Source organism: Microvirga sp. CF3016 (assembly GCF_036314085.1).
Lineage (GTDB): Bacteria > Pseudomonadota > Alphaproteobacteria > Rhizobiales > Beijerinckiaceae > Microvirga.
Window position 1 is genome coordinate 359,750 of record NZ_JAYGGM010000001.1, and the last position, 23,722, is coordinate 383,471.

19 protein-coding genes are annotated in these 23,722 nt (G+C 64.2%); 11 read left to right on the top strand and 8 right to left on the bottom strand.

The window, feature by feature from the left end; all coding sequences use genetic code 11:
* Window positions 1-68 precede the first annotated feature (68 nt).
* Complete coding sequence (locus VB672_RS01870; protein ID WP_329782460.1) at window positions 69-422, bottom strand: DUF1428 domain-containing protein; 354 nt, start codon at window positions 420-422, stop codon at window positions 69-71.
* Between the two features lie 99 nt (window positions 423-521).
* Between VB672_RS01870 and VB672_RS01875 the strand changes: the two genes are divergently transcribed.
* The 5 genes from VB672_RS01875 to VB672_RS01895 all read left to right on the top strand — a co-directional run bounded on the left by VB672_RS01875 (window position 522) and on the right by VB672_RS01895 (window position 5,977).
* Complete coding sequence (locus VB672_RS01875; protein ID WP_329782461.1) at window positions 522-992, top strand: MarR family winged helix-turn-helix transcriptional regulator; 471 nt, start codon at window positions 522-524, stop codon at window positions 990-992.
* An 839-nt stretch (window positions 993-1,831) separates the two neighbouring features.
* Window positions 1,832-3,991 (top strand): NAD-dependent DNA ligase LigA, encoded by a 2,160-nt coding sequence (ligA, locus tag VB672_RS01880; RefSeq protein WP_329782462.1) that lies wholly within the window; start codon window positions 1,832-1,834, stop codon window positions 3,989-3,991.
* Between the two features lie 46 nt (window positions 3,992-4,037).
* Entirely contained in the window at window positions 4,038-4,904 is an 867-nt protein-coding gene (locus VB672_RS01885; protein WP_329782463.1) for a helix-turn-helix transcriptional regulator, read from the top strand.
* Between the two features lie 66 nt (window positions 4,905-4,970).
* Window positions 4,971-5,681, top strand: coding sequence for an AzlC family ABC transporter permease (locus VB672_RS01890; RefSeq protein ID WP_329782464.1), 711 nt, complete (start codon window positions 4,971-4,973; stop codon window positions 5,679-5,681).
* Window positions 5,678-5,977: an AzlD family protein gene (locus VB672_RS01895; protein WP_329782465.1), complete on the top strand. Its 300-nt coding sequence runs from the start codon at window positions 5,678-5,680 to the stop codon at window positions 5,975-5,977. Before VB672_RS01890 ends, VB672_RS01895 begins: the two co-directional genes overlap by 4 nt.
* A 49-nt stretch (window positions 5,978-6,026) precedes the next feature.
* Here the strand turns inward: VB672_RS01895 and VB672_RS01900 are convergent, their stop codons facing one another.
* A complete protein-coding gene (locus VB672_RS01900; protein WP_329782466.1) occupies window positions 6,027-7,847 on the bottom strand; it encodes an aminopeptidase P family protein in 1,821 nt (606 codons plus the stop codon).
* A 325-nt stretch (window positions 7,848-8,172) separates the two neighbouring features.
* Between VB672_RS01900 and VB672_RS01905 the strand changes: the two genes are divergently transcribed.
* On the top strand, window positions 8,173-8,397 hold the full coding sequence (locus tag VB672_RS01905; protein ID WP_329782467.1) for a hypothetical protein: 225 nt from the start codon (window positions 8,173-8,175) through the stop codon (window positions 8,395-8,397).
* A gap of 108 nt (window positions 8,398-8,505) precedes the next feature.
* On the opposite strand, the gene VB672_RS01910 is transcribed toward VB672_RS01905, so the two are convergent.
* On the bottom strand, window positions 8,506-9,456 hold the full coding sequence (locus VB672_RS01910; protein ID WP_329782468.1) for a 50S ribosomal protein L11 methyltransferase: 951 nt from the start codon (window positions 9,454-9,456) through the stop codon (window positions 8,506-8,508).
* A gap of 156 nt (window positions 9,457-9,612) precedes the next feature.
* Between VB672_RS01910 and VB672_RS01915 the strand changes: the two genes are divergently transcribed.
* Window positions 9,613-10,488, top strand: coding sequence for an SDR family NAD(P)-dependent oxidoreductase (locus VB672_RS01915; RefSeq protein ID WP_329782469.1), 876 nt, complete (start codon window positions 9,613-9,615; stop codon window positions 10,486-10,488).
* Window positions 10,489-10,604: 116 nt separating this feature from the next.
* Here VB672_RS01915 and VB672_RS01920 read toward each other — a convergent pair whose 3' ends face one another.
* On the bottom strand, window positions 10,605-11,879 hold the full coding sequence (locus VB672_RS01920; protein WP_329782470.1) for a cyclopropane-fatty-acyl-phospholipid synthase family protein: 1,275 nt from the start codon (window positions 11,877-11,879) through the stop codon (window positions 10,605-10,607).
* 203 nt (window positions 11,880-12,082) lie between these two features.
* On the opposite strand from VB672_RS01920, the gene VB672_RS01925 reads away from it, so the two are divergent.
* Entirely contained in the window at window positions 12,083-12,964 is an 882-nt protein-coding gene (locus VB672_RS01925) for a manganese catalase family protein (RefSeq protein WP_329782471.1), read from the top strand.
* Window positions 12,965-13,090: 126 nt separating this feature from the next.
* Here the strand turns inward: VB672_RS01925 and VB672_RS01930 are convergent, their stop codons facing one another.
* Window positions 13,091-15,457 (bottom strand): ATP-dependent helicase, encoded by a 2,367-nt coding sequence (locus VB672_RS01930; RefSeq protein WP_329782472.1) that lies wholly within the window; start codon window positions 15,455-15,457, stop codon window positions 13,091-13,093.
* 426 nt (window positions 15,458-15,883) lie between these two features.
* Complete coding sequence (locus tag VB672_RS01935; RefSeq protein ID WP_329782473.1) at window positions 15,884-16,426, bottom strand: thioesterase family protein; 543 nt, start codon at window positions 16,424-16,426, stop codon at window positions 15,884-15,886.
* A gap of 183 nt (window positions 16,427-16,609) precedes the next feature.
* Between VB672_RS01935 and VB672_RS01940 the strand changes: the two genes are divergently transcribed.
* The 3 genes from VB672_RS01940 (at window position 16,610) to VB672_RS01950 (ending at window position 23,021) form a co-directional block, all read left to right on the top strand.
* The gene (locus tag VB672_RS01940) at window positions 16,610-18,025 is read left to right on the top strand and encodes an FAD-binding oxidoreductase (protein ID WP_329782474.1); all 1,416 of its coding nucleotides are present in this window, start codon (window positions 16,610-16,612) and stop codon (window positions 18,023-18,025) included.
* A gap of 99 nt (window positions 18,026-18,124) precedes the next feature.
* Window positions 18,125-21,697, top strand: a complete 3,573-nt coding sequence (locus VB672_RS01945) for an AsmA family protein (RefSeq protein WP_329782475.1) — start codon at window positions 18,125-18,127, stop codon at window positions 21,695-21,697.
* A gap of 262 nt (window positions 21,698-21,959) precedes the next feature.
* Window positions 21,960-23,021: a M10 family metallopeptidase C-terminal domain-containing protein gene (locus VB672_RS01950; RefSeq protein WP_329782476.1), complete on the top strand. Its 1,062-nt coding sequence runs from the start codon at window positions 21,960-21,962 to the stop codon at window positions 23,019-23,021.
* A 247-nt stretch (window positions 23,022-23,268) separates the two neighbouring features.
* Here the strand turns inward: VB672_RS01950 and VB672_RS01955 are convergent, their stop codons facing one another.
* Together VB672_RS01955 and VB672_RS01960 are read right to left on the bottom strand one after the other, a co-directional pair.
* Entirely contained in the window at window positions 23,269-23,520 is a 252-nt protein-coding gene (locus tag VB672_RS01955) for a ribbon-helix-helix domain-containing protein (RefSeq protein ID WP_329782477.1), read from the bottom strand.
* Window positions 23,521-23,709 (bottom strand): DUF4169 family protein, encoded by a 189-nt coding sequence (locus VB672_RS01960; protein ID WP_329782478.1) that lies wholly within the window; start codon window positions 23,707-23,709, stop codon window positions 23,521-23,523.
* Window positions 23,710-23,722 lie beyond the last annotated feature (13 nt).

Consider the following 23,722-nt stretch of genomic DNA (forward strand, 5'->3'; position numbering starts at 1 on the left):
TCTCTCTGCGCAGTTGTTGGAGCATCGTGTTGAGCCCGGAAGGGGCCATTCTTTCTGGGCCCGAGGCTCTAGGCGTCGACGATCGGCATGAAGCCGCCGAAGATCATGCGCTTGCCGTCGAAGGGCATCTGCTCGCCCATGGACTGCATGCGCGGATCGGTCATGATCTTCTGATTGGCGGCGTCCCGGACCTCCTTGGAGGGATATTCGATCCAGCTGAACACCACGACCTCGTCGTCCTTGGCCTGCACGGAGCGGCGGAAATCCGTGAGCTTGCCGTCCGGCACGTCGTCGCCCCAGCATTCCACCATGCGGGTGGCGCCGAACTCCTTGAACAAGGGCGCGGCCTCGGCCGCGTGCTTGCGGTATTCTTCCTTCTTGTCCGCCGGCACGGCGAGCACGAAGCCATCGACATATTTCATCGCGTATCTCCCTTGAATCTTCTGGAATCAGAGCTGGGCCTGGCGGCGTTCAGGGCCTGTTCTCCTTGACAAATACGTTGATATCAACATAATTCGCTCATGTCAAACTCTCAGGACATCTCCTTCGAGACCACCCACCTGATCCGCGACGCCTGCTTGTGCCTGCACGTCCAGCGCGCCGCCCGCACCCTGTCGCGCCAGTTCGACGAGGCCCTGCGACCCGTCGGGCTGACCTCCGGGCAGTTCTCGCTGCTGAATGCGCTCAACCGTTCCGTACCTCCGTCCATCGCCCCGGTGGCGCAGCTTCTGGCTATGGACCGCACCACCTTGACCGCCGCCCTGAAACCGCTCGAGCGCAACGGCCTCGTGGCTGTCGCCAAGGATCCTGACGATCGCCGCAACCGCCTCCTGCGCCTCACCGACAAGGGCAGGAAGGTTCTGACCTCGGCGGTGCCGATCTGGCGCTCCCTCCACGCTGCCGTAGAGGCGGGGATGTCGGAGGTTGCGCCGGATGATCTGCGCGGCGCGTTGAAGGGGCTGTCCCAGTCGAAGCCTGGGACTTCGATCTGAGCCTGGAACTCCACGGACGAGAACCGTGCGTGCAGACGAGTTCCCTTGCCTTTTCACCAAGCTCCGGTCGGGGGGCAGCATCGTCCCAGCCCTAACAAGCGCTGCGTCAAGGCCGCCTCCGGACGTGATCCGGGGATCAGTCCCGGCCATCTCGATTGGGAGGGTGGTGCACCTCACCGCATCGGGATCACCGGCACAGGGCCGGTGATGACGTGGGAGGGTGTGGTGAGGGTGCAGCAGGCTGTGAGGCTGTGATGCGGCCGTGATGTTATGTTCTCACTTTGTTCTTGACACGGTGTTACACCTGAGCTATACCCTTGTGCAGATCGGTTCCTGCGAGGGGCGCGCTCGCGAGGCGTCGCAGTGACGGGAGCCGGCACGGTCCTGCGGCAGGCCTCGCACGCCTGGGAGCGCAGGAGGCCGACCTTGGGTGTCGTCCCAGCTGGTCCGCCTGAAAAGAACCGTGCGCGAGGCGCCGTCCGGCTCTTCCATCTCACACCATCATCATCGAGCCGGGCCGCCTCTCGCGCCACCCTCGATCTCCTGAAAGGCTCGCAGCGCAAGCTGCGGGCCCCAAGGTGCTGGATCTTTGACATCACGCAGTAGCAGAAGGGCTGCAGCAGCCCGCCCGCGCCAGGGCCGGCCATGACGAGGCAGGACTCAGGCCCGCTGCCCCCGATGGGAGCAACACCGCGGCTCACAGCATCGAGATCGCCGGGACGAGCCCGACGCCGATGGCGGGGCGAAGAATGCCAGAATTCCGTGCACCGTCCGCATCCGCCCCTGGAGACTCCGCCGCAGAGCGCTATGGTTCAAGCACCCTCAACCACGATTCGACTATGCCCCCACGCAGCTCCTCCTCCCCAAAGCCTGTCGACCACCTGACGCCCAACGCGGCGCGGATCGAGCACGAGGCGCTCGGCGCCGAGATCAAGGAGCACGACAGGCGCTATTACGAGGAGGACGCGCCGAGCGTCTCGGATGCCGAATACGACGCCCTGCGCAAGCGCTACGAGGCCCTGGAGGATCAGTTCCCGGAGCTGAAGACGCCCGAGAGCCTGACCCAGAAGGTCGGATCCAAGGTGTCGGAAAAATTCGGCAAGATCCGGCACCGGGTGCCGATGCTGTCACTCGCCAACGGCTTCGCCGACGAGGAGGTTGAGGAATTCGTCGAGCGCATCCGCCGCTTCCTGCAATGGAAGGCCGATGCGCCGCTCGCCTTCACGGCGGAGCCGAAGATCGACGGTCTTTCCTTGAGCCTGCGCTACGAGAACGGCAGGCTCGTGTCCGCCGCTACCCGCGGCGACGGCGCAGTGGGCGAGGACGTGACGAACAACGCCCGCACAGTGGGCGACATTCCCCATCGGCTGAAAGGTTCGGACGTTCCCGACATCTTCGAGGTGCGCGGCGAAGTCTATCTCTCGCACGAGGATTTCGCCGCCATCAATGCGCGCCAGGAGGCAGCGGGCAAAGCGCTCTTCGCCAATCCGCGCAACGCGGCGGCGGGCAGCCTGCGCCAGCTTGATGCATCGATCACCGCGTCGCGTCCCTTGCGCTTCTTCGCCTATGCCTGGGGCGAGGTGAGCACCATGCCGGCGACGACGCAACACGGCATGATGGAGTGCTTCCGGAGCTTCGGCCTCAAGGTCAATCCGCTCACGCGCCGCTGCACGAGCATCGCCGAAATGCTGGAGCACTACCACGCCATCGAGACCGATCGCGCCAATCTCGGCTACGACATCGACGGCGTGGTCTACAAGGTCGACGAGTTGGGCCTGCAGCAGCGCCTCGGCTTCGTCTCGCGCTCCCCGCGCTGGGCGCTGGCGCACAAGTTCCCGGCGCAGAAGGCCGTGACGGTGCTCGAAGGCATCGAGATCAATGTGGGCCGCACGGGTTCGCTCAACCCCATCGCGCGCCTGAAGCCCGTCACCGTCGGCGGCGTCGTCGTGTCCAACGCGACCCTGCACAACGAGGATTACATCAAGGGCATCGGCGGCAACGGCGAGAAGATCCGCAACGGTGTCGACATCCGCATCGGCGATACGGTCGTCATCAACCGTGCCGGCGACGTAATCCCGAAAGTGCTCGACGTGGTGCTGGAGAAGCGCCCGGCCGACGCGAAGCCTTACGAGTTCCCGACCACATGCCCGGCCTGCGGCAGTCATGCGGTGCGCGAGGTCAATCCGCGCACCGGCAAGGAGGATGCGGTGCGCCGCTGCACCGGCGGCCTCATCTGTCCGGCGCAGGCCCGCGAGCGCCTGAAGCATTTCGTCTCGCGCAATGCCTTCGACATCGAGGGCATGGGCGAGCAGCGCATCGACGAGTTCTACGAGGAAGGCCTCGTCCAGCGCCCGCAGGACATCTTCACCCTGCAGGCCCGCAATGCGCGCAGTCTCAAGCGCCTGGAAAACCGGGAGGGCTGGGGCGAGACGAGCGCGAAGAACCTGTTCGCGGCCATCGAGGCGCGCCGCTCGATCGCGCTCAATCGCTTCATCTTCGCCCTCGGCATCCCGCATATCGGCGAGACCTCGGCCCGGCTGCTCGCGCGCCATTTCGGCACCTTCGAGCACCTGCGCGAGACCGCGAAGGCCGCGGCCGATCCCGCATCGGAGGCGCATGCGGAACTCACCGCCATTGGGGGCATCGGGCCGGTGGTGGCGGAGGCCGTCGTCGAGTTTTTCAAGGAGCAGCACAACGAAGAGATGCTCGATGCGCTCCTTGGCGAGGTGACGGTGGAGCCCATGGAGGCGCCGGCTTCCGCAAATTCTCCCGTGGCGGGCAAGACCGTGGTGTTCACCGGCTCGCTCGAGCAGATGACCCGCGAGGAGGCCAAGGCCATGGCCGAGCGGCTTGGCGCCAAGGTGGCGGGCTCCGTGTCCAAGAAGACGGACATCGTGGTGGCCGGCCCCGGGGCGGGCTCCAAGCTCGCCAAAGCGGCCGAGCTCGGACTCCAGGTGATGGACGAGGACGGCTGGTTTGCCCTCGTCGGGCGGGGATGAGACTTCTGTCCAAGACTTGGGCGCTCCGATGTGGCAAGGTGGCCCCATGACGGTGATCACCCCCGAGGTCTCGCTCGACCCGGAACTGGTCGGAGCGGGTGACGTGACGCATTTCTGGCGAGTGCCGCGCTACCGCGACCTCGATTGCCTGCGCGCGACCTTCCGCCGTCACGCCTATGCCCGGCATAGCCACGACACCTATGCCATCGCGGCGGTCCTGGCGGGCTGCGAGACCTTCTTTCATCGCGGCGCGCAGCATTACGCTCCGGCAGGCTCCGTGGCCGTCGTCTGCCCGGACGAGATCCATGACGGCGAGCCCTATGGCGGCGGCTTCGAGTACCGCACGTTCTACCCATCGGCCGAGCTGATGCAGGAAATCGCCGAGGAGGTGGCCGGGCGGCCGCTCTCCCGCGCGCCCTGGTTCCCGCATTCGGTCATCGACGATCCGGAGCTTTTCCAGGCCCAGGTCCGGCTTCATGCCTGCCTCTGCCAGGATGAGACCTGGACCTCCGAGATGGAGCAGGACACCCGGCTCATCGATTTCCTGAGCCGCCTGATCGCCCGCTGGGCCGATCTTGATGCCCTGCCGACCCTGCGCTACGGCTCGAAGGGCATCCTGCGGGTGCGGGATTATCTCGACACCCACATGAGCGAGGAGGCGGATCTGGCCGATCTCGCCACCATGGCGGGGCTCTCCCGCAGCCATTTCATCCGCGCCTTCGCCAAGGAGACCGGTCTGACACCCCATGCCTACCTACTCGACCGACGCTTTCGCGCAGCCACGAAGCTCTTGAGCCAGGGGCAGGCTCCAGGCGACGTGGCGGCCGCCTGCGGGTTCTTCGACCAAAGCCACCTCAACCGCGTCTTCAAGGCCCGCATGGGCGTGACGCCCGGCGCCTATCGGGCCGCCTGAGACGGCACTTTCATCCAAGACGCTTCCTCATCGAACGCGCATAAGGTGCGGAAAACAGGCATGGCCATGGATCAAGCAAACCCTTTCACCGTCGACTACCCCCGCGAGATTCGGGCGGGCCTGCGCGACATCGCTCCCGTGGTCGTGGCAGCCATTCCCATCAGCCTGCTCTTCGGCGCGGTGGCGGCCGCGAAAGGGCTGACCCCCTTGGAGGTTACGGTGATGTCGGCCCTCGTCTTCGCCGGCGGGGCGCAGTTCGCCGCCATCGAGACCTGGATTCATCCCGCGCCCATCCTGACGCTCGCCTTCGCGACGCTGCTGATCAACGTGCGCCACGTGCTGATGGGGGCGTCTTTGTCGCCCAAGGTGCGGATGTCGCGGGTCCAAATGTTCCTGTCGTTCTTCTTCCTGACCGACGAGGCCTGGGCCCTGTCCGAGCGCCGCGCCCTGGAACGGCCGGTCACTTTCGCCTACTGGGCCGCCATGGGTGCAGTCCTGTGGCTGAATTGGACCTTCTTCTCGAGTCTCGGGGCGGTCCTCGGCTCCCTCCTCGGCGATCCGGAGCGCATCGGGGCGGATTTCGCCTTCACGGCCCTGTTCATCGGCCTCGTTGCAGGCTTCGGACGGAGCCGGGTAACGCTCGTCACGGTGGCGGTCAGCGCCGGCGTCGCGGCTCTCGTGCACCACTTCGTCGGCGCCCCCTGGCATGTGGCCTCCGGCGCGCTCGCCGGCATTGCCGCCGCCTATCTCGCTGCCCCCAAGGAGGCGCGTCCATGAGCCTCGACACGACAACCCTGCTCGCCGTCCTGGCCATGGCGGTGGTGACCTATCTCACCCGAATCGCAGGCCTGTTCGTGGCCGACCGCCTCGTGCTGACGGGTCGCGCCAAGGCCGCCTTCGACGCCATTCCGCCGGCGGTGCTGGTCGCCGTGATCGCTCCGACCGCGCTCACCAGCGGATGGGCGGAGGCCGTGGCGACTGCCATCACGGCGGCGGCCGCATTGCGGCTCCCGCTGCTTGGAACAGTCGCGGTCGGCGTGGTGTCCGTCGTGGTGCTGCGGAACCTGTTCTAAAGCATCGATCTCAAAAGTGGACTTGCACTTTTGGGATCCACCCGATGCTCTAGCCGATCGGCCGCGTCGCGTTCTCCAGCCAAGCCCGGGTCTCGGCATCGAGCTTCGGTCCGATCTTCTCACGCACGGCGGCGTGGTAGGCGTTGAGCCAGGCGATCTCGTCGGCGCTCATGATGGCGGGCTCGACGAGGCGCAGGTCGATGGGTGTGAAGGTCAACGTCTCGAAGCCCATCATCTCGCGGTCGCCGCCGGGAATCGTGCGGGGCTCCACGAGGATAAGATTTTCAATGCGGATGCCGTAGGCGCCCGGCTTGTAGAAGCCCGGCTCGTTCGACAGCATCATGCCCACTTCCAGGGGCGTGTGCCCGGTCTTGGCGATGCGTTGCGGGCCCTCGTGCACGGACAGATAGCTGCCGATGCCGTGGCCCGTTCCGTGATCGAAGTCGAGGCCTGCCTCCCATAGCGGCTTGCGAGCGAAGGCGTCGATCTGCGCGCCTGTCGTCCCCTTCGGAAATACGGCCTGTGCGATGGCGATATGGCCTTTGAGGACGCGGGTGAAGCGGTCCTTCATCTCGGCTGTCGGTTCGCCCACGATGATCGTGCGGGTGATGTCCGTGGTGCCGTCCTCGTACTGCGCGCCGGAATCGATCAGAAAGATCTGATCGAGTTCGAGCGTGCGGTTGCTCGACGTCGTGACGCGATAATGAGGCAGCGCGGCATTGGGGCCGGCGCCCGAGATGCTCGGAAAGGAGACGTTCTTCAAGGCGCCCGTCTCGATGCGAAAAGCCTCGAGGGCTTCGACGGCATCGATTTCCGTCAGCTTGCCCGAGGGAGCCTCCCGGTCGAGCCAGGCCAGGAAGCGCGCCAACGCGACGCCGTCGCGCAGATGGGCCGCATGGGAGCCGGCGATCTCGGCCTCGTTCTTGACCGCTTTCATGAGAGCGATCGGATCGGCTCCCACATCGACCGTGCCGCCGGCCGCCTCGATGCATCGGACCAGGGCGACCGCGCCGGTGGCGGAATCGATGCGGATCTTGCCGCCCGTCTGGCCGAGCGCATCGAGGGCGCTCTGGAAGGTGCCCATGGGAGCGAACTCGGCGAGGTCGCCAACGGCGTCCCCCGCTTCGTTCGTCACCTTCGCCGGGTCGAAGAACAGGCTCGCGCGGCCTTCTTTCGGGAGGATGGCATAGCCGAGGGGCAGGGGCGTATGGCCCACATCGCCGCCGCGGAGATTGAATGCCCAGGCGAGGTTGTGCGGATCGGAGATGACCAGCGCGTCGATCTTCGCCTCCGCCATCTTGCTGCGGATGCGCTCCAGTTTGGCAGGCGCGGTCTCGCCTGCATAGTCAAGCGGATGGGGCCGCACGGGAGCCTGCGGCGGAGCCGGGCGGTCGATCCAGATCACGTCCACCAGATTGATGTCGACAGGGGCAAGCTTGCCGCCAGCCCGGCCGACTGCCTGCTCAAGCTTTTTTAGGCCCTCGCTCGTGTGGAGCCAGGGATCGTAGGCCAGGATGCCACCCGGCGGGAGATGGGCGGCAATCCAGTCCTCGGGGGTGGAATCGGCCAACTGAACTGGCGCGATGACGGAGGTGTCGACCTGCTCGGCCGCTTGGACCGTGTAACGCCCGTCCACCACGAGAGCTGCCTTGTCCTGCAGGATCACGGCGGTACCGGCGGAACCTGTGAAGCCTGTGAGCCAGGCCAGACGCTCCGCGCTCTTCGGCACGTACTCTCCCTGGTGCTCGTCGGCGCGGGGGACGATGAAGCCGTCGAAGCCGCGTCGGGTCATCTCAATGCGCAGTTTGGCGATGTGTTGAGGGCCTTGAGCAGGGGAGGTCGTATCGTCAAAGAACTGGAACTGAGCCATGGAAAGCAGCACCGATCGGTCGGACATGAGGAGGGCGACACGCTAGAGCATCGGACCTAATGGGGAAACCATTTTTGGGTTCAATCCGGTGGGCGAGGCGGTTGCCAGGAGAGTTGGCAGAGCATGCCTCGGTCCACAGCAGAACGCCTTTGAATTATGCGCCGAGTGCCTGTTGCCCAATCTTTTGCGACGTCGCCCTGCGTCGGGTGCATGACGCGCATGTGATCCTGTGACTTCAACTAAAGTCTGACCGAGCTTATCTTTCTGACAACGATAACAGAGGAACGCTGAAGGGTCTCAGCACCAATCTGTTGGAGATGAGCCCATGATCACAGCTGTTTTTTCGAATTTCCTCGTCGGGACTGCCGAGAAGCCGTCCAGACTTGCACAAGTCGCGACGCGGATCGCCGATGCGCTCATCGCAAGCCGGGCGAGAAGCGCCGCCCAGGAATTGCGCCGTCACGAGGCGTTCATCCAGGACCTGAGCCGCCGACAGGATCATTCAGCCCTGTTCCTCGACCAGACCGACCTGTTGCCCACCAAGATCTGACCAACATTTTTTGAAGCGAGACGATACCATGATCATCATCACCGCCATGAAGGCCATCCGCGAAGTCTGGATTGAGACCCTCAAGCTTCGCCGCGAACTCGCCAAGCGTTACCCGGGTGTTCTGGCTGAGTAATCCAACCGCAGGCGGGGCAGTGGACGAGCATTGCCCCGCTTCAAGACCAGCGCTGCCCAGCCGTCGAGATCGTAGCGGCGCTGCAGATACCAGCCCTGATGGGCATAAGCCGATAGAACGCCGGGGACGTCTCGGGCAAGCAACCCCGAGAGAATGATCGTTCCGTCCCGGCTCGCTACGCGCCCCAGGGACGGCGCCAGCATCCGCAGGGGCTTTGCCAAGATATTAGCGAAGACTAGATCAAAATGGCCTGCGCGGTCGGCCTCTGCATGACAGATACCGGGGCCCACATAAAGCTTCATGAACGCTCCGATCCCGTTCAGCCGCGCATTCTCGCGGGCCACACGCACGGCTTCCGGATCGATATCGCCGGCCACGACCGGCTTCTTCAGAATCTTCGCCGCCGCAAAGGCCAGAATGCCCGTGCCGGTACCGACATCGAGCACATGGCGAGGCGTGCGCGTCTTCAACTCATCCACGAAAGCAAGCAGGCAGCCCTTGGTGGTGCCGTGATGGCCCGTGCCGAAGGCAAGGCCCGCCTCGATCTCGATGGCGACGTCGCTCGGGCGGCGCTCATGGCGATCATGCGAGCCATGCACGAAGATGCGGCCGGCCCGGACGGGCTTTAGACCCTCCAAGGAAGCTTTCACCCAGTCCTTCTGCTCGAGGGGAAGGAAGACGCCCTTGTCCGCTTCCGCGCCGACGATCGGGCGCAGCAGAGCCCGGATCGCTTCTTCATCGGGCTGATGCGCGAAATACGCTTCGAGCATCCACGGTCCTCCATCCTCTGTCTCGAAGGAGGCGACGGCTGTCTCGGCCGGATCGAAGATCTCGCCGATCATGTCGGTCATGGCGCGTGCCGAGCGCTCATCCGTGGTGATGCGGAAAACGTGGGTGGGGCGGTTGGGGTGCAGACCTTCAAGCATGAAAGTCGCCTTAGCACCCCTTGCAACGCAGGTCACCTGTCCGTGAGACCGGGTTTCCCCTGGAACCGTCAGGACAGCGTTCCGTTGTGCCCTCACCGGATGTCGGCCGCGGCCTGCGGCTGACGGCTGCGCTTGTTCCCTTTCCAGGAGATCCCCATGCCCGGACGTCTTTTCGACAAGGTTGCCATCGTGACGGGTGCCGGCACCGGCATCGGCGAAGCGATTGCGCTCAAGTTTGCCCAAGAAGGTGCGCGCCTTCTCCTTGTCGGGTTGCCGGATGATCCGGTCGAGGACGTGGCCCGCACGATCAACGGAGCGGGCGGGTTTGCTGAAATCTATCTCGGCGACATTGCCGAAGAGCGTCATGCCCAAGCAGCCGTCGAGGCCTGTGTGAGTGCCTACGGACGCATCGACATCCTCATCAACAATGCGGGCGTGTTCCTGGCTGTTGCGGAAACGCAGGATTATCCTATCGACAAGTTCGACGAGACCTTCCGCTCGAATGTGCGCTCGGTCTTCCTGATGACCAAGTTCGCCTTGCCGCATTTGCAGGAAACGCACGGCAACATCATCGCCACAGGATCGGAGGCCGGCATGCTCGGACATCCGAAGAACACTCCTTATGGCGGGACGAAGGCTTTCATTCATTCCTTCATCCGCGGCGTGGCGGCGGAGCAGGTGCCCTATGGCGTGCGGGCCAACTGCGTCTGCCCTGGTCCGATCGACACCGCCTGGACGCACAAATCCACGGGGCCGATGGATGCGGAACTCGCGACGATGATCACGCAGGCTACGCCCATGGGCCGGCGCGGAACACCGGAAGAGGTCGCGAATGTGTTCTGCTTCCTGGCTTCCGACGAGGCGAGTTTCGTCACCGGCGCGCTCTACACGGTGGATGGCGGCATCACGATCTCGAAAGGACCTGTCGGTGCCAAAGCCTCCTCGCACTTCAAGAAGCAGCCGCAGGGCAAGCTGCCGACCCGTCATTCCCATGACGGTTTGAAGAACAAGGATTACGAGACTCTGACCTAAGTCGCGCGCTGGATTCAGTCATGACATCGCATTTCGAAACGGGCTTATCCCGTCGTCTTTTCCTGCGCGGCACAGGAGGCGGTAGGCGCCGTTTCGCGGCCTCCGCACTATGACCTTCACCCAGCCTGCAGCACCTTTTCCGCAGGTTCGAGCACCTGAAGCTTCTCGGCTTCCTTGGCCTTGTAGGCACGCTGCGTGTCCGTGATGTAGTCGCGCACGATGGGCGCGGCATCGCGTTTGCGCGCCAATTGCATATGGAAGACGAGCTGGCTTCCTGTCGTGAACATGGTCTCGGCGCTGATGAGATAGAACTCGAACATCCGGCAGAAGCGCTCATCGTACATGGCGGCGATCTTCTCGCGGTTGGCCTCGAAACGCCGATGCCAATGGTTGAGCGTCTTGGCATAGTGAAGGCGCAGGAACTCGAGATCGGTCACCCATAACTGGTTCTGCTCAACGACGGGAAACACCTCCGACAGGGCAGGCGAGTAGGCGCCCGGGAAGATGTACTTCCGGAGCCACGGGCTCGCGGTTCCGGGTGGGCTCATCTTGCCGATGGAGTGCAGCACCATGAGACCGTCATCGTCGAGCAGAGCATTGATCTTGGCGAAGAACTCGCCGTAATGGTGCACCCCCACATGCTCGAACATGCCCACCGACACGATGCGATCGAACTTCCTTTCCACCTTGCGGTAATCGAGCAGTTCGAAGCGGACGCGGTCCGAGAGACCGGCGCGCCGCGCCTTCTCGTTGGAGAGCTCGTATTGCTCCTTCGACAGGGTGACGCCCGTGACATCCACGTCTTCCATTGCGGCGAGATAGAGCGCGAGATCGCCCCAGCCGCTGCCGATGTCGAGGATCTTCGAGCCGGGCTTGAGCTGCAGCTTCGAGGCGATGAGACGAAGCTTGTTCTGCTGCGCCTCTTCGAGCGTGTCGTCGTCGTTGATGAAATAGGCGCAGGAATACTGCATGCCCTTGTCGAGGAAGAGCTTGTAGAAGTCGTTCCCGAGATCGTAGTGGTGCGCCACGTTCTGCTGCGCCTTGCCCACCGGGTTCGCCTGCTGAAACCGCTTCACGGTACGCGAAATGCGCTTGAGCGTACTCTGCAGCGGGTAGTTGGCCAGGGTGGAGCGGTTCATCGAGAAGAGATTCAGGAAATCTCGCAAGTTCGAGCCGTCCTCGAAACTCATGCGTCCGTCCATATAGGCCTCGCCCGCATGCAGCTCCGGATTAAGGAAGAGCTTGTGGTAGAGGGAGCGATCCGTGAGCCGCATGGTGACGCTCGGCCCGGGCTTGTCCCCGCCGAACACATGCACGGCGCCCTCCGCGTCGATCACCTTCAGCGTGCCTGCGCGAATAAACGACTTCAGCATATGGGACAGCGGGAACATCGGCGCCTCTTCGGTTGCTCGGTCGGGGCGGATGGTTCCACAGTTGCAGGCAGGTGGCTAGAGGGAAAACCTCTACATCAGAACTAGTCTAAAGTACAGGAAAGACAGCCTATTCGGGGAACAACGACCAGTCGCTCCGGTTGGAAGGCTAGCTCTCGTGGGGCCGAGAGTTGCCATGCAATCCATCGCACAGGAGCAGCCGAATGTTCTTCCGTCAGAAGCAGATGGCGTATCACGCCAAGCCTGATAAACCCGATCCGCTTTTTGCCAAAATGCTTCAGGAGCCCCTCGGCGGCCAATGGGGCGAGATCAGCGTGATGATGACCTACTTGTTCCAGGGTTGGAACTGCCGCGGTCCGCAGAAGTACAAGGACATGATCATGGACATCGGCACCGAGGAAATCGGCCATGTCGAGATGCTCGCCACCATGATCGCACGCCTGCTCGAGACCTCACCTATCGAGCAGCAGGAGGATATGGCGAAGAACTCGGTGGTTGGCGCCGTGATGGGTGGTGCCCGCGTCGAGGACGCCATCGTGGCCGGCATGAATGCTCAGCACTACATCGTGGCCGGTCTTGGTGCTCGTCCGAGTGACAGTGTAGGCAATCCCTGGACCTCGGCCTACACCATCGCGAGCGGCAATCTGCTGGCCGACTTCCGCTTCAACGTGACGGCCGAGAGCCAGGGGCGCCTTCAGGTTGCCCGCCTGTACAACATGACGAATGACACCGGTGTACGGGACATGCTCTCGTTCCTGATCGCACGCGATACCATGCACCAGAACCAATGGCTGGCGGCCATCCGTGAGCTGGAGGAGGACGGCCTCGATATGACCCCGGTTCCGGCCAACTTCCCGCAGGAGCTGGAGAAGGGCGAAGTCGCCTATCAGTTCCTCAACCACTCGGAAGGCATGGAAAGCCAGCAGGGACGCTGGGCGCAAGGGCCCGCGCCGGACGGGAAGGGAACCTTTACTTACGTCGATCGCCCGCCGGCCTACACAGAAGACGAAGGCCAGCTCAATCCTGTCGACCCGCGCACCTACGGCACGCCACCCGCGCCGGTGCCGCCGATTGCGGCGGAGTGATCGTCGCGAGCTCCGAACTCGACATCTGTCATGGCCGGGCTTGTCCCAGCCATGTCACTCTGGATGGGTACGGTACTGGGTCTCCGATCGGGATCACGGGCGCAAGGCAGGCGATGGCAAACTCTTCTAGCTCAGTGCTTCCACAAAGCTGTCCAGCACCATCTTGCGCCCCGCCTTATCGAACTCGACCGTGAGCTTGTTGCCGTCCACAGCTTCGATGGTGCCGGGGCCGAATTTGGTGTGCAGGACGCGTCCGCCCACGGCAAAGCCCGAGCCGCCGGTGGATTTCGCCACCAGCTCGCCTTCGATCAGCATCGGCCCGCGCCTGTCGCCTGACTTACGGGCCGAGTAGCCGCCGTCCTCCGTCGAGGTGCGGTGGGCCTGGGCGCGCTGCCAGCCGGGTGTCTGATAGGACGAGCCGCTGAAAGGCTGCATGCGATCGAAGCGCGAGCCGCCGCCATAGGAGAAGTTCGCGGGAGCCTCGACGATCTCAACGTTGGTCTCGGGCAGGTCGTCGATGAAACGGCTCGGGACGGTCGAATTCCATAGGCCATGGATGCGCCTGTTGGACGCGAAGTAGATCTTCGCACGCCGCCGGGCGCGGGTGAGGCCCACATGGGCCAAGCGGCGCTCTTCCTCGAGACCCGCGCGGCCGCTCTCGTCGAGGGCACGCTGGTTCGGGAACAGGCCTTCCTCCCAGCCCGGCAGGAACACGGTGTCGAATTCCAGGCCCTTGGCAGCGTGAAGCGTCATCAGGCTCACCCGCTCGGCCGTGTCGCTCTCGTTGGCTTCCATCACCAGAGAGACGTGTTCGAGGAAGCTTTGCAGATCCGGGAATTCCTCCATGGAGCGCACGAGCTCCTTCAGGTTCTCCAGACGTCCCGCGGCATCCGCCGATTTGTCCTTCTGCCACATGTCGGTGTAGCCGGATTCCTCCAGTACCGTCTGGGCGACTTCGGACTGCGTCATGGTCTCGGAGAGTTTCGACCAGCGGCCGAAGGAGATCAGGAGGTCGCGCAGGGTCGCGCGCGGCTTGGGCTTCAGCTCGTCGGTCTCGACGATGAAGCGCGCGGCCTCCATGAGCGGCACGCGGGCGGCGCGGGCGTGGTTGTGCAGCACCTGGATCGTCGCATCGCCCAGGCCCCGTTTCGGCGTATTCACGATGCGCTCGAAGGCGAGGTCGTCCGCAGGCTGGTTGACGACGCGCAGATAAGCGAGCGCGTCCCGGATTTCCGCGCGCTCGTAGAAGCGCGGGCCGCCGATGACGCGATAGGGCACGCCGAGCGTCACGAGCCGGTCTTCGATCTCGCGCATCTGGGCGGAGATGCGCACCAGGATGGCGATTTCCGAGAGCGGGTGCTTCTTCGCATGGAACGCCTCGATTTCCTCGCCGATGAGGCGTGCCTCGTCCTCGGAGTCCCAGGCGCCGGTGATCGTCACCTTCTCGCCCGGCTCATCTTCCGTGCGCAAGGTCTTGCCGAGCCGGCCCTGGTTCTTGGCGATGAGTCCGGACGCGGCCGAGAGGATGTGGCCGGTGGAGCGGTAATTGCGCTCCAGACGGATCACGGTGGCGCCGGGAAAGTCGTGCTCGAAGCGCAGGATGTTGTCGACCTCGGCGCCGCGCCAGCCGTAGATCGACTGGTCGTCGTCGCCGACGCAGCATAGGTTCTTGCGCGCCTGAGCCAGGAGCCTGAGCCAGAGATACTGGGCGACGTTGGTATCCTGGTACTCGTCCACCAGCATGTAGCGGAACCGGTTCTGGTACTGCTCCAGGATATCCGGGTGCTCGCGCCACAGGCGCAGGCATTCGAGCAGGAGGTCGCCGAAATCGACGGCGTTGAGAACTTTCAGGCGCTCCTGATAGGCGTGGTAGAGCCGTCCGCCTTTGCCGTTGGCAAAGGCACCGGCCTCGCCCGCCGGGACCTGGTCGGGGCCGAGACCCCGGTTCTTCCAGCCGTCGATATGGGCTGCAAGCTGGCGCGCGGGCCAGCGCTTCTCATCGATACCCTCCGCCTCGATCACCTGCTTCATCAGGCGCAACTGGTCGTCGGTGCCGAGGATGGTGAAGTCGGAACGCAGGCCGACGAGCTCCGCGTGACGACGCAGGATCTTGGTGCCGATGGAGTGGAAGGTGCCGAGCCATTGCATCCCCTCGGCCACCGGACCGATGACCGACGTGATGCGCTCGCGCATCTCCCGCGCGGCCTTGTTGGTGAAGGTCACAGCGAGAATCTGGGACGGATAGGCCTTGCCGGTGGCGATCAGGTGCGCGATCCGGGTGGTGAGCACGCGGGTCTTGCCGGTGCCGGCGCCCGCCAGCACGAGAACCGGGCCCTCCGTGGCCTCGACGGCGGCACGCTGCTCCGGGTTCAAGCCGTTGAGATAGGGGGATTGCGGCGCAACCGCCGCACGGGCGCGGGCGCTCAGCGAGCCGGACGCCGGCTCATGGGCAAGGCCGTCCTGCGGATCGGGTCGGTGGTCAGACTGATTCATCGGCGGGACCATGGATCAAAAGGCGAACGGCGTCGAGCCCGAAGTCCTGTCGATCCTGCCGCAGGCTCGAACTTCCGGGCCTCAATCTCATTGTCGACAAGGGTTCTCATTGCCATATGGGTATGGCAGGCCCAAAGAGGAATGTCCCATGCACTTCATGGTGGCCCTTGCCATCGTCTCAAGCCTTGTTCTGCCCTTGGCGGTCCCGGCCGAGGCCCAGACGCGCTTGCCGCGCACCAGCCCGGCGGAACGGAATTCAAACGAGATCAATCGGCGGATCCGGCAGGATCAGGAAATCCTGGGCGTCGAACAGGATATTCGAAGCGAAAGCAACCGAATCCGACAGAATATCGAGCGGGATCGACTATTCGCGCCCCGGTCGCTCCCTCCAGTTCCGCGAGCAGGCTGCCGTCGAGGATCGGTTTGCTAGTGTCGCGTGCCTGAGGCTGATAACGCGTCGTGAATTTCGGCTTTGTACGGGATGCCGATGGTGCGGCCTAAGGCCGGCGGTCTGCTCAACCGGGCGTGGGTGGTCCTCATCACGGCGAGATTGGCGGCAATGTCGTCCGGGAAGGGGCAGACCTTCCGGGTTTCCATGTCCACGTGAAGGGACAGCCCCTCCATCGACGCCGCCACCCAGCCCTCGGTGGCATGGCGGATTTCCAGGTAATAGTGGATGCGCTTTTCGTCGAAATCGACGAGCTGGAGTGTGACGCGCACCCGGTCGTGCATCTTCAATTCGCGCTTGTAGACGGTATGAACCTCGGCCGCGAAAAAGGAAGCCTTGCGCTTTTCCAGGTAATCATGGCCCAGGCCGACGAGGCTGAAGCCTTCTTCGACGGCTCGGTCGAAGAGAACGTGGTAATAGGCCATGTTCATGTGGCCGTTATAGTCGATCCAGGCGGGTTCGACCCGCATCGTGGAGGACACGAAGGGCGCAAAAAAGAAGACCGGCGTCCGCTTTTCCATGGTCAGTTTCGTCCCTCAACGCGGCTCAGACGTGCATTCCTTTCCCAGTGATACAGGAATGTTAGCACATTCAAACGGCTTGTGCATGAGGGGTGCGGCATCTTTCTCATCCGGAGTGTTGCCTTCGCAACGGTTCTGGTAGCTATGGGTGGAATGAGCATCACAACCGGATCTGAAGCTTCCATGAATGCCCCCCAAGCGACCGTCCGCCAGAAAGCCACGGACGCCTCCGTCGCTACCCTATCGTCTGCCCTGACCCTGCGTTTCGCCGACCGGGTCGCGACCTCGGCTGCCGTGCGCGAACAGCATGGGCATACCCTGACCTGGGTGAAGAACCAGCCGCCGGACATCGTGGTCTATCCGCGGACGACGGAGGAGGTGTCGGAGATCGTCAAACTCTGCGCCGCGCACGAGGTTCCGGTCATCCCCTACGGCACTGGCACGTCTCTGGAAGGACATATCAATGCTCCCTATGGCGGAGTTTCCATTGATCTCAGCCTGATGAAGCGCATCATCGCCGTCCATGACGAGGACCTGGACTGCGTGGTCGAGGCGGGCGTCACCCGCAAGGAGCTGAACGAGTACCTGCGGGACAAGGGCTTGTTCTTCCCCATCGATCCAGGCGCGGACGCCTCCATCGGCGGCATGGTCGCAACCCGCGCCTCCGGCACCAACGCGGTCCGATACGGGACCATGAAGGACGCGGTGTTGGCGCTCACCGCCGTGCTGCCCAACGGCGAGATCGTGAAGACGGCAAGCCGCGCCAAGAAGAGCTCGGCGGGCTACGACCTGACCCGCCTCCTCATCGGCTCGGAGGGAACGCTCGGCATCGTCACGGAGATCACCCTGAAGCTCCATGGCATCCCGGAGGCGATCTCCGCCGGCATCTGCCCGTTCCCGTCCGTGAAGGCGGCCTGCGACGCGGTGATCATGACGATCCAGACCGGCATCCCGGTAGCGCGCATCGAATTGCTCGACGAGGTCCAGGTGAGGGCGGTCAACCTCCATTCCAAGCTCACGCTGCCCGAGAGCCCGCTGCTGCTCCTGGAGTTCCACGGCTCCGAGGCTGGCGTGCAGGAGCAGGCCGAGCGCTTCGGCGAGATCGCGGCCGAGTTCAGCGGCGGCCCATTCGAATGGGCCACGAAGCCGGAGGAGCGCTCGCGCCTCTGGCAGGCCCGGCACGATGCCTATTGGGCGGCCAAGGGCCTGCGGCCCGGCGCTCAGTCGGTGGCGACCGACGTCTGCGTGCCGATCTCCCGCTTGGCCGAATGCGTCGACGCCACCAAGCAGGACATTCTTGAGAGCGGCCTGATCGCCCCCATCGTAGGCCATGTGGGCGACGGCAATTTCCACGTTCAGCCCCTCGTGAATACCGAGGATCCGGCGGAGATCGAGGCCTGCGAAGCCTTCGTCGACCGACTCGTGCGGCGGGCCTTGGCCATGGAGGGAACCTGCACGGGCGAGCACGGGGTGGGGCAGAAGAAGATGAAATACCTGGAAGTGGAGCATGGGCCGGCAGCCCTTGACCTCATGCGCGTCTTGAAACAGGCGATCGATCCTCACAACATCATGAACCCAGGCAAGATCGTTGTGCTTTGACAGGGGAGCACTTTCACGGTGGAACACCTGGAACAGCGCTCCCGGTCCTCGGGGTCATGAGGTAAGGACGTGTCACTGTAACGGAGAAAAGGCAGCCTCTTGCGCGATATCCTGACGATCATCGCATCCATCGTCATCCTGATCCTGGCGATTGCCGTAGCGGCGCCTCCCTTCGTCAACTGGGAGGCCCATCGCGACACGATCGACCGGATGATTGCGCGCGCATCCGGCACGGAGGCAAAGACCGAGGGCGATATCGGCATCCGGCTTCTGCCCGCGCCCAGGGTGATCCTCGGCCGCTTGAGGCTCGGCGGCAAGACGCCTGATTCCCCAGTTTTGACAGCCGACGGCGTTCGGGCCGAGGTGGCCCTGACGCCTCTGCTCCGAGGAGAGGTGCGGTTCACGGAAACGCGCGTGGGCCGGGCCGACATCCGGATCCCGGTTGCCGGGGACGGCGAATGGCGCCTGCCGCCGGATCTGGTGTCGGGCAGCGGCCGCGGCCGCGAATGGGCGATCGAGAATCTCACGGTTGCCCAGCTTCTCGTCACGACGCAGAGTGCGAGCACGGGGCGCACCAACCAGGCCTTTGCCGAGAACGTTTCCATCGAAGGCCAGAGGCTGATCGGGCCGTGGCGGCTTGAGGGAACGACCGCGGGCGTGCCCTTTCGCTTGGTGACAGGCGAGTTGGCCGAGGACAAGAGCATCCAGGTCAAGCTCTCGGGCGGAGGCGATAACTATCCGCGCTTCGATCTCGATGCCCGGCTGGGGCTGAACGAAGGAAGCGGCGAGGCCACGACCCCGCAAGTCTCCGGCAAGGCCAAGGTTCTGTTCGGCCCTCCGGCACAGATCGCAGCCGCTGGCATCCCCATTCCCATCGCGGTCGAGACCGAATTCAAGACCGTGCCGGGTGCCGTCGAACTCAACCCGGTCAGTGTGGAGGCAGGCGAGGGCGGCGCGAGCCTGCGCATGACCGGGGAGGGCCGGATCGGTCTCAACGACCCGCGCATCTCCCTGAAGCTCGAAGGCCGTCGGCTCGATGCCGACAGCTTCATCCTGTCCGGGAACGGACAGGACTTTAAGAGCCGCCTGCAGGGATGGTCCCTCCCGCTAATCCGGGTGCCGATCGATCTCGACCTCAAGATCGACAGCATCGGCCTTGGCCAGGAGGATCTGTCGAATGCGGTCTTGCGCCTGTCGCTCGATACGGGCCGGGCGACGCTGGACCGGATCGAGTTCAACGCTCCGGGCGAGACGCGTGTGGCGCTCGAGGGGCAGCTTGGCCTGACCACCCGCGGAGGCATCAACGGCAAGGTGGCATTGGCCTCCAACGCGTCCGACCGCCTGGCGCGCTATCTCGCCCGCATCGGCCTCAACTCGCCCCTGCTCAGAGTGCTCGACGGGCGCCCGGTCGAGGCCTCTTCCGAAATCGCCTTCTCGAACCCAGTCCTGTCCTTCAACCGTCTGCGCCTGAAGACCGGCGAGTCCATCCTGACCGGGAATGCCCGCTACACCGCGCCGGAGGCCAGCGAGCGCGGCAAGCTGGAGGCTCAGGTGGCGATCCAGGGCCTGAACCTCGATGACCTGCCACAGGTGTCGAGCGTGTTTCAGGCGACTGAGAACCTCGATGTCGGCTTCATCCTGGACGCGCGCGGGGTCAGCGCCGGGAAGAGCCCTCCCACCGGCCGGATCTCGGCCCGCATCCTCTCCGACGGGCCGGCGCTTCTGGTCGAGACCCTCGACATCGTCGATCTCGCCGGCGCCAATGCCCGGGTGCGTGGACGCATCGCCCCTGACGGCGCGGGGCAGATCACCGGCAAGGTCACCGCTCAGCGCGCCAATCCCCTGGTCGATCTGTTGGGGAGCGTGTGGATCGGCGGAATTTCCAAGCTCGTCCCTTACTTCGTCCGCGAAGGCGCGCTCGAACTCGACGTCACGTCGGAGCGCGTCACACCGGCTCCCGGTTCGACCGAGCTGCGATTGCGCACGACAGCAAAGGGGCGCGTGGCCGGAGGGCCGTTCGAAGGCCAAGTCGAGTCGGTGGACGGGCGGACCGAGAGCCTCACCATCGCGTTGTCTGCCGACAATACGGGGCGCTGGGTCAACCGGGCAAATATGGCCGGATTGAACCGGCCCTCGAGGATCGATCTTCGGGGCGCCCGCGTCGGGTCCGGATTGTTCAACGTCACCCTCGCGGGCGACCTTGCCGGCGTCAAAGTGACGACGACGCGCCCCTTCGCCCTGAGCGAGGCGGACGACGTGGTGGATAGCGGCGAGGTCGAAGTCGCGACGCCGGACATCACGCCCTTCCTGCTTCTCCTAGGAGACGGGGCGGGCGTTGCTCCTCCGGTGCCCGTGAACGGGCGCGTGACCCTGGGCCGGGAGCGGGGGGCGACCTTGCTCACCCTCAACGGCAAGGTCTCGAACGACAGCGTGCAGGCGCGCCTTGTCGCGGTGTCCCGTTCGGACATCAGCGGCGAGGTCTCCCTCGGTCGGCTCTCCCTGCCGTGGCTCGTGGCGAGTCTATCGCTCAACGTGCCGGGAGATCAAAGCGCCACGGCCATCTGGTCGACGGCTCGCTTCGGGCAGAGCGGACGCCTCGTCACCGGCGGGCAGGTCACATTCCGGGTCGGCGCTCTCGAATTGGGGCGGGGCCTCCAGGCCAGCCGCGCCTCCTTCGTCGTCGGCGCGCAATCGGACGGCATCTCCATCCGCAATCTCGATGCCACCATCGGGTCGGGGCGGATCACGGGCTCGGCCACCATCACACGGCAGGAAGGAACTGCGACCATCGTGGGTGAGGGCGCCCTGGAGAAGGTGCCCCTGTGGGCGCTGACCGGATCCTCGCCGTTCGAGGCCGTTCTGTCCGGTCCGCTCCGGTTCGGGGCGGCGGGCACAAGCCTGTCCGAACTCGTGACCAATCTCGGCGGCGCCGGCGACTGGCAGGTCACCAATCTTCGCCTTCCGGCGGCCGATCCGTCCGTGTTCGACAGGGCTCTCAAGCGCGCGCTCGCCGAGAACGATCCCCTGGCAGAGGGCAAGACGGAAACGCTTCTTGGGATCGAGCTTGGCCGTGGCCCCTTCAACGCGGCGCCCGTCAGGACCTCGGCCGCGCTCGTCGGCGGGCTGTTGCGGCTCTCGCCCTTCGTGGCCGAGAGCGGACCGGCCACTTGGCAGGGCGCGGTCACCTACGACCTGAAGACCCTGCAGCTCGATGCGCGCGGGGCGCTCTCCGCCAAGGCATCGCCACCCGAATGGGTCGGCGCGCCGCCCTCGATGGGCCTGAATTGGCAGGGTTCCCTGTCGGCTCCCGTTCGCCAGATCGATGCGGGTCCGTTCCGAAACGGGCTCGCCGCCATCGTGCTCAAGCGCGAACTGGAGAAGATCGAAGCCTTCGAGCGTGCCGCGGCCGAGCGCCAGCGCCAGATCGACGCGCAGCGCGAGGCGGAGCGGCAGAGAGCCAAAGCGGCCGAGGAGGAGGCGCTCCGCCAAGCTCGCGCCCGGGCGGAAGCCGAGCGTGCGCGCCGAGAGGCGGAGCGGCTGCAATCGGAGCAGCAGAACCAGCCGGAGGAAGAGCCCGAGGCAACCCCGTCGCCGACCTCGGTGCCGCCCCTGAACCCGCCGGTCCGGATCGGTCCGCCGCCATCGGTCTTTGGAGCGCCGCCGACGCGGTAGAACATCTGGCGCGAAGCCCCGATTGCAGCCGTACCTCCTCAGAGGGATCGCTTAAAAAAGTGGTAGGTCTTAAGTAGTGCCTCAACGGATGAGTAGTAAGAAATAATTACGAATAAAACACTATCGAATATTTATTGATGCTCGATGTTTAGGAGAGCATTTATTGTCGGGCGTCTGCAAATTTATTGGTCGTGCGACATCATTCGGCGGATGCGGTGTTTCTGTTCATTTCGATATTCTCGCAGGACAGGAGGATCATCCCATGGCCTATCTCGTCGGAGACTTCGGAAACAACATTCTCCCCCCATCGGGCACTGTAATTGACGGCGAACCGGAGAATTTCCTGTTCGGGGATACTGACGGGACCTTGTTCCCGCCCGAGGTGGGAGGGAACGACACCCTTACGGGAGGGGCTTTCTCCAGCTTCAACTACCTCTTCGGCGACGCCGACGTCATAAAGAATGGTGCCGCGGGCGGCGACGATTTCCTGACGGGCGGCGTAAATGCGACGTCCAATGAGCTCTACGGGGATGCCGATCTCATGAAGAACGGCGCGGAGGGTGGCGACGACAGTCTGACAGGTGGGGCCAACTCGTTCGGAAATCTTCTCTATGGCGACGCCAAGACCATGAGGAACCGCTCCGAAGGCGGCGACGATACTCTCACAGGCGGAGCAAGCTCCGACTTCAACGATCTCTACGGCGATGCCCAGGTCATGAATTCATCCAGCGGCGGAAGCGACGATCTCACAGGATCCTCGAACGCCAACGCGAATGGTCTGCACGGCGATGCCTATGAGATGATCTCATCCCGTGGCGGGGATGATAGTCTCACTGGTGGGGATGCGTCCCTGACGAACGCTCTCTGGGGAGATGCCAGCATCATGCGGAAGGGGTCGCGGGGCGGCGATGATACCCTGACAGGTGGGGCGGATTCTCAACGAAACGACCTCTACGGCGATGCCGAGACCACGAGTAGCGGCTCCAAGGGCGGAGACGACCGTCTCATCAGCGGCGCAGATGCAGAAGATCATATGTGGGGCGACTTCAGGACTTCGGATGGCACAGTACGGGGCGGCAACGATACGTTCGTCTTCGGTCCCAGCAACAACAAGGACCACATCCACGATTTCAAGCAAGGTCGGGACACTATCGAACTGCGGGAGATCGAAAATGTCTCCTCCTTCGCCGACCTCGACATTGAGTCGGTCGATGCGGATCAGGACGGGTCCCTGGACAGCATCGTTCGTTTCGATGACAGCAACAGCATAACGGTCTACAACGTGGCAGCCCTGACACGATGTGACTTCGAGATCGTCGTCTGAGGCAAGCGCTACCAAGACGAAGCCGGCCCGCTTGTCCGCCTTGCCCTGATCCCATTAATGATCGGGCGGGAGTTCGACCTCCGTCGTCATCGCCGGCCTTGTGCCGGTGATGACGATCCGAAATGCGCGGCACTTCACTTGATCGGGATGGTCGTGACAAGTCTGACCATGACATTCGGGCCTTGTTCACGGAAGGATGGGACTCTGGGAAACATCCCGGCTGTAAAGGATTGCCGGCAGCCTGTGCCTAAAGCGCTCCGGTGCCGATCGAAGACGGCATGCCCAACCGATGCTGCAAATCCGTGAGCACGAAGACCCGGATCGCGGAGGAGAGGTTCTGCTCACCCCGTTCCGCATCGATGCGGCCGATCAGCGCCTGGACGGACATCCTGTCCCGTTCCGCAATCTCACGCAGGCCCTCCCAGAAGGGCTCTTCAAGGGAGATGCTCGTCCGGTGGCCGGCGATGGAGACGGAGCGCTTGACGATGCCGATGCTCATTCACGGCTTCTCGCTGTCGTCGCGCATGTGCGAGTCGAGGCGGCTCTTCGCCAGTTCCTGCTCGGCTTTCGTCAGGTTCTTCTCAACCTTCGTGCGGCCGAACGCGATGCGGTTCGCGTCGGCGCGGGCCTGTTTCTCGGCCCGCGCCTTTTGCTTGCGCGCCTGGCGCAGATTGATGATCTCAGCCATGGCGCCAGTGTAG

What these genes read in the sequence shown, in the direction of transcription:
- VB672_RS01900 (WP_329782466.1), bottom strand. Translation starts at nt 7,847, where the DNA reads ATGGCTCAGTTCCAGTTCTTTGACGATACGACCTCCCCTGCTCAAGGC.
- VB672_RS01935 (WP_329782473.1), bottom strand. Translation starts at nt 16,426, where the DNA reads ATGGAAAAGCGGACGCCGGTCTTCTTTTTTGCGCCCTTCGTGTCCTCC.
- VB672_RS01905 (WP_329782467.1), top strand. Translation starts at nt 8,173, where the DNA reads ATGATCACAGCTGTTTTTTCGAATTTCCTCGTCGGGACTGCCGAGAAG.
- VB672_RS01890 (WP_329782464.1), top strand. Translation starts at nt 4,971, where the DNA reads ATGGATCAAGCAAACCCTTTCACCGTCGACTACCCCCGCGAGATTCGG.
- VB672_RS01955 (WP_329782477.1), bottom strand. Translation starts at nt 23,520, where the DNA reads ATGAGCATCGGCATCGTCAAGCGCTCCGTCTCCATCGCCGGCCACCGG.
- VB672_RS01875 (WP_329782461.1), top strand. Translation starts at nt 522, where the DNA reads ATGTCAAACTCTCAGGACATCTCCTTCGAGACCACCCACCTGATCCGC.
- VB672_RS01920 (WP_329782470.1), bottom strand. Translation starts at nt 11,879, where the DNA reads ATGTTCCCGCTGTCCCATATGCTGAAGTCGTTTATTCGCGCAGGCACG.
- VB672_RS01915 (WP_329782469.1), top strand. Translation starts at nt 9,613, where the DNA reads ATGCCCGGACGTCTTTTCGACAAGGTTGCCATCGTGACGGGTGCCGGC.
- VB672_RS01925 (WP_329782471.1), top strand. Translation starts at nt 12,083, where the DNA reads ATGTTCTTCCGTCAGAAGCAGATGGCGTATCACGCCAAGCCTGATAAA.
- VB672_RS01950 (WP_329782476.1), top strand. Translation starts at nt 21,960, where the DNA reads ATGGCCTATCTCGTCGGAGACTTCGGAAACAACATTCTCCCCCCATCG.
- VB672_RS01940 (WP_329782474.1), top strand. Translation starts at nt 16,610, where the DNA reads ATGAATGCCCCCCAAGCGACCGTCCGCCAGAAAGCCACGGACGCCTCC.
- VB672_RS01885 (WP_329782463.1), top strand. Translation starts at nt 4,038, where the DNA reads ATGACGGTGATCACCCCCGAGGTCTCGCTCGACCCGGAACTGGTCGGA.
- VB672_RS01870 (WP_329782460.1), bottom strand. Translation starts at nt 422, where the DNA reads ATGAAATATGTCGATGGCTTCGTGCTCGCCGTGCCGGCGGACAAGAAG.
- VB672_RS01910 (WP_329782468.1), bottom strand. Translation starts at nt 9,456, where the DNA reads ATGCTTGAAGGTCTGCACCCCAACCGCCCCACCCACGTTTTCCGCATC.
- VB672_RS01895 (WP_329782465.1), top strand. Translation starts at nt 5,678, where the DNA reads ATGAGCCTCGACACGACAACCCTGCTCGCCGTCCTGGCCATGGCGGTG.
- VB672_RS01960 (WP_329782478.1), bottom strand. Translation starts at nt 23,709, where the DNA reads ATGGCTGAGATCATCAATCTGCGCCAGGCGCGCAAGCAAAAGGCGCGG.
- VB672_RS01930 (WP_329782472.1), bottom strand. Translation starts at nt 15,457, where the DNA reads ATGAATCAGTCTGACCACCGACCCGATCCGCAGGACGGCCTTGCCCAT.
- ligA (WP_329782462.1), top strand. Translation starts at nt 1,832, where the DNA reads ATGCCCCCACGCAGCTCCTCCTCCCCAAAGCCTGTCGACCACCTGACG.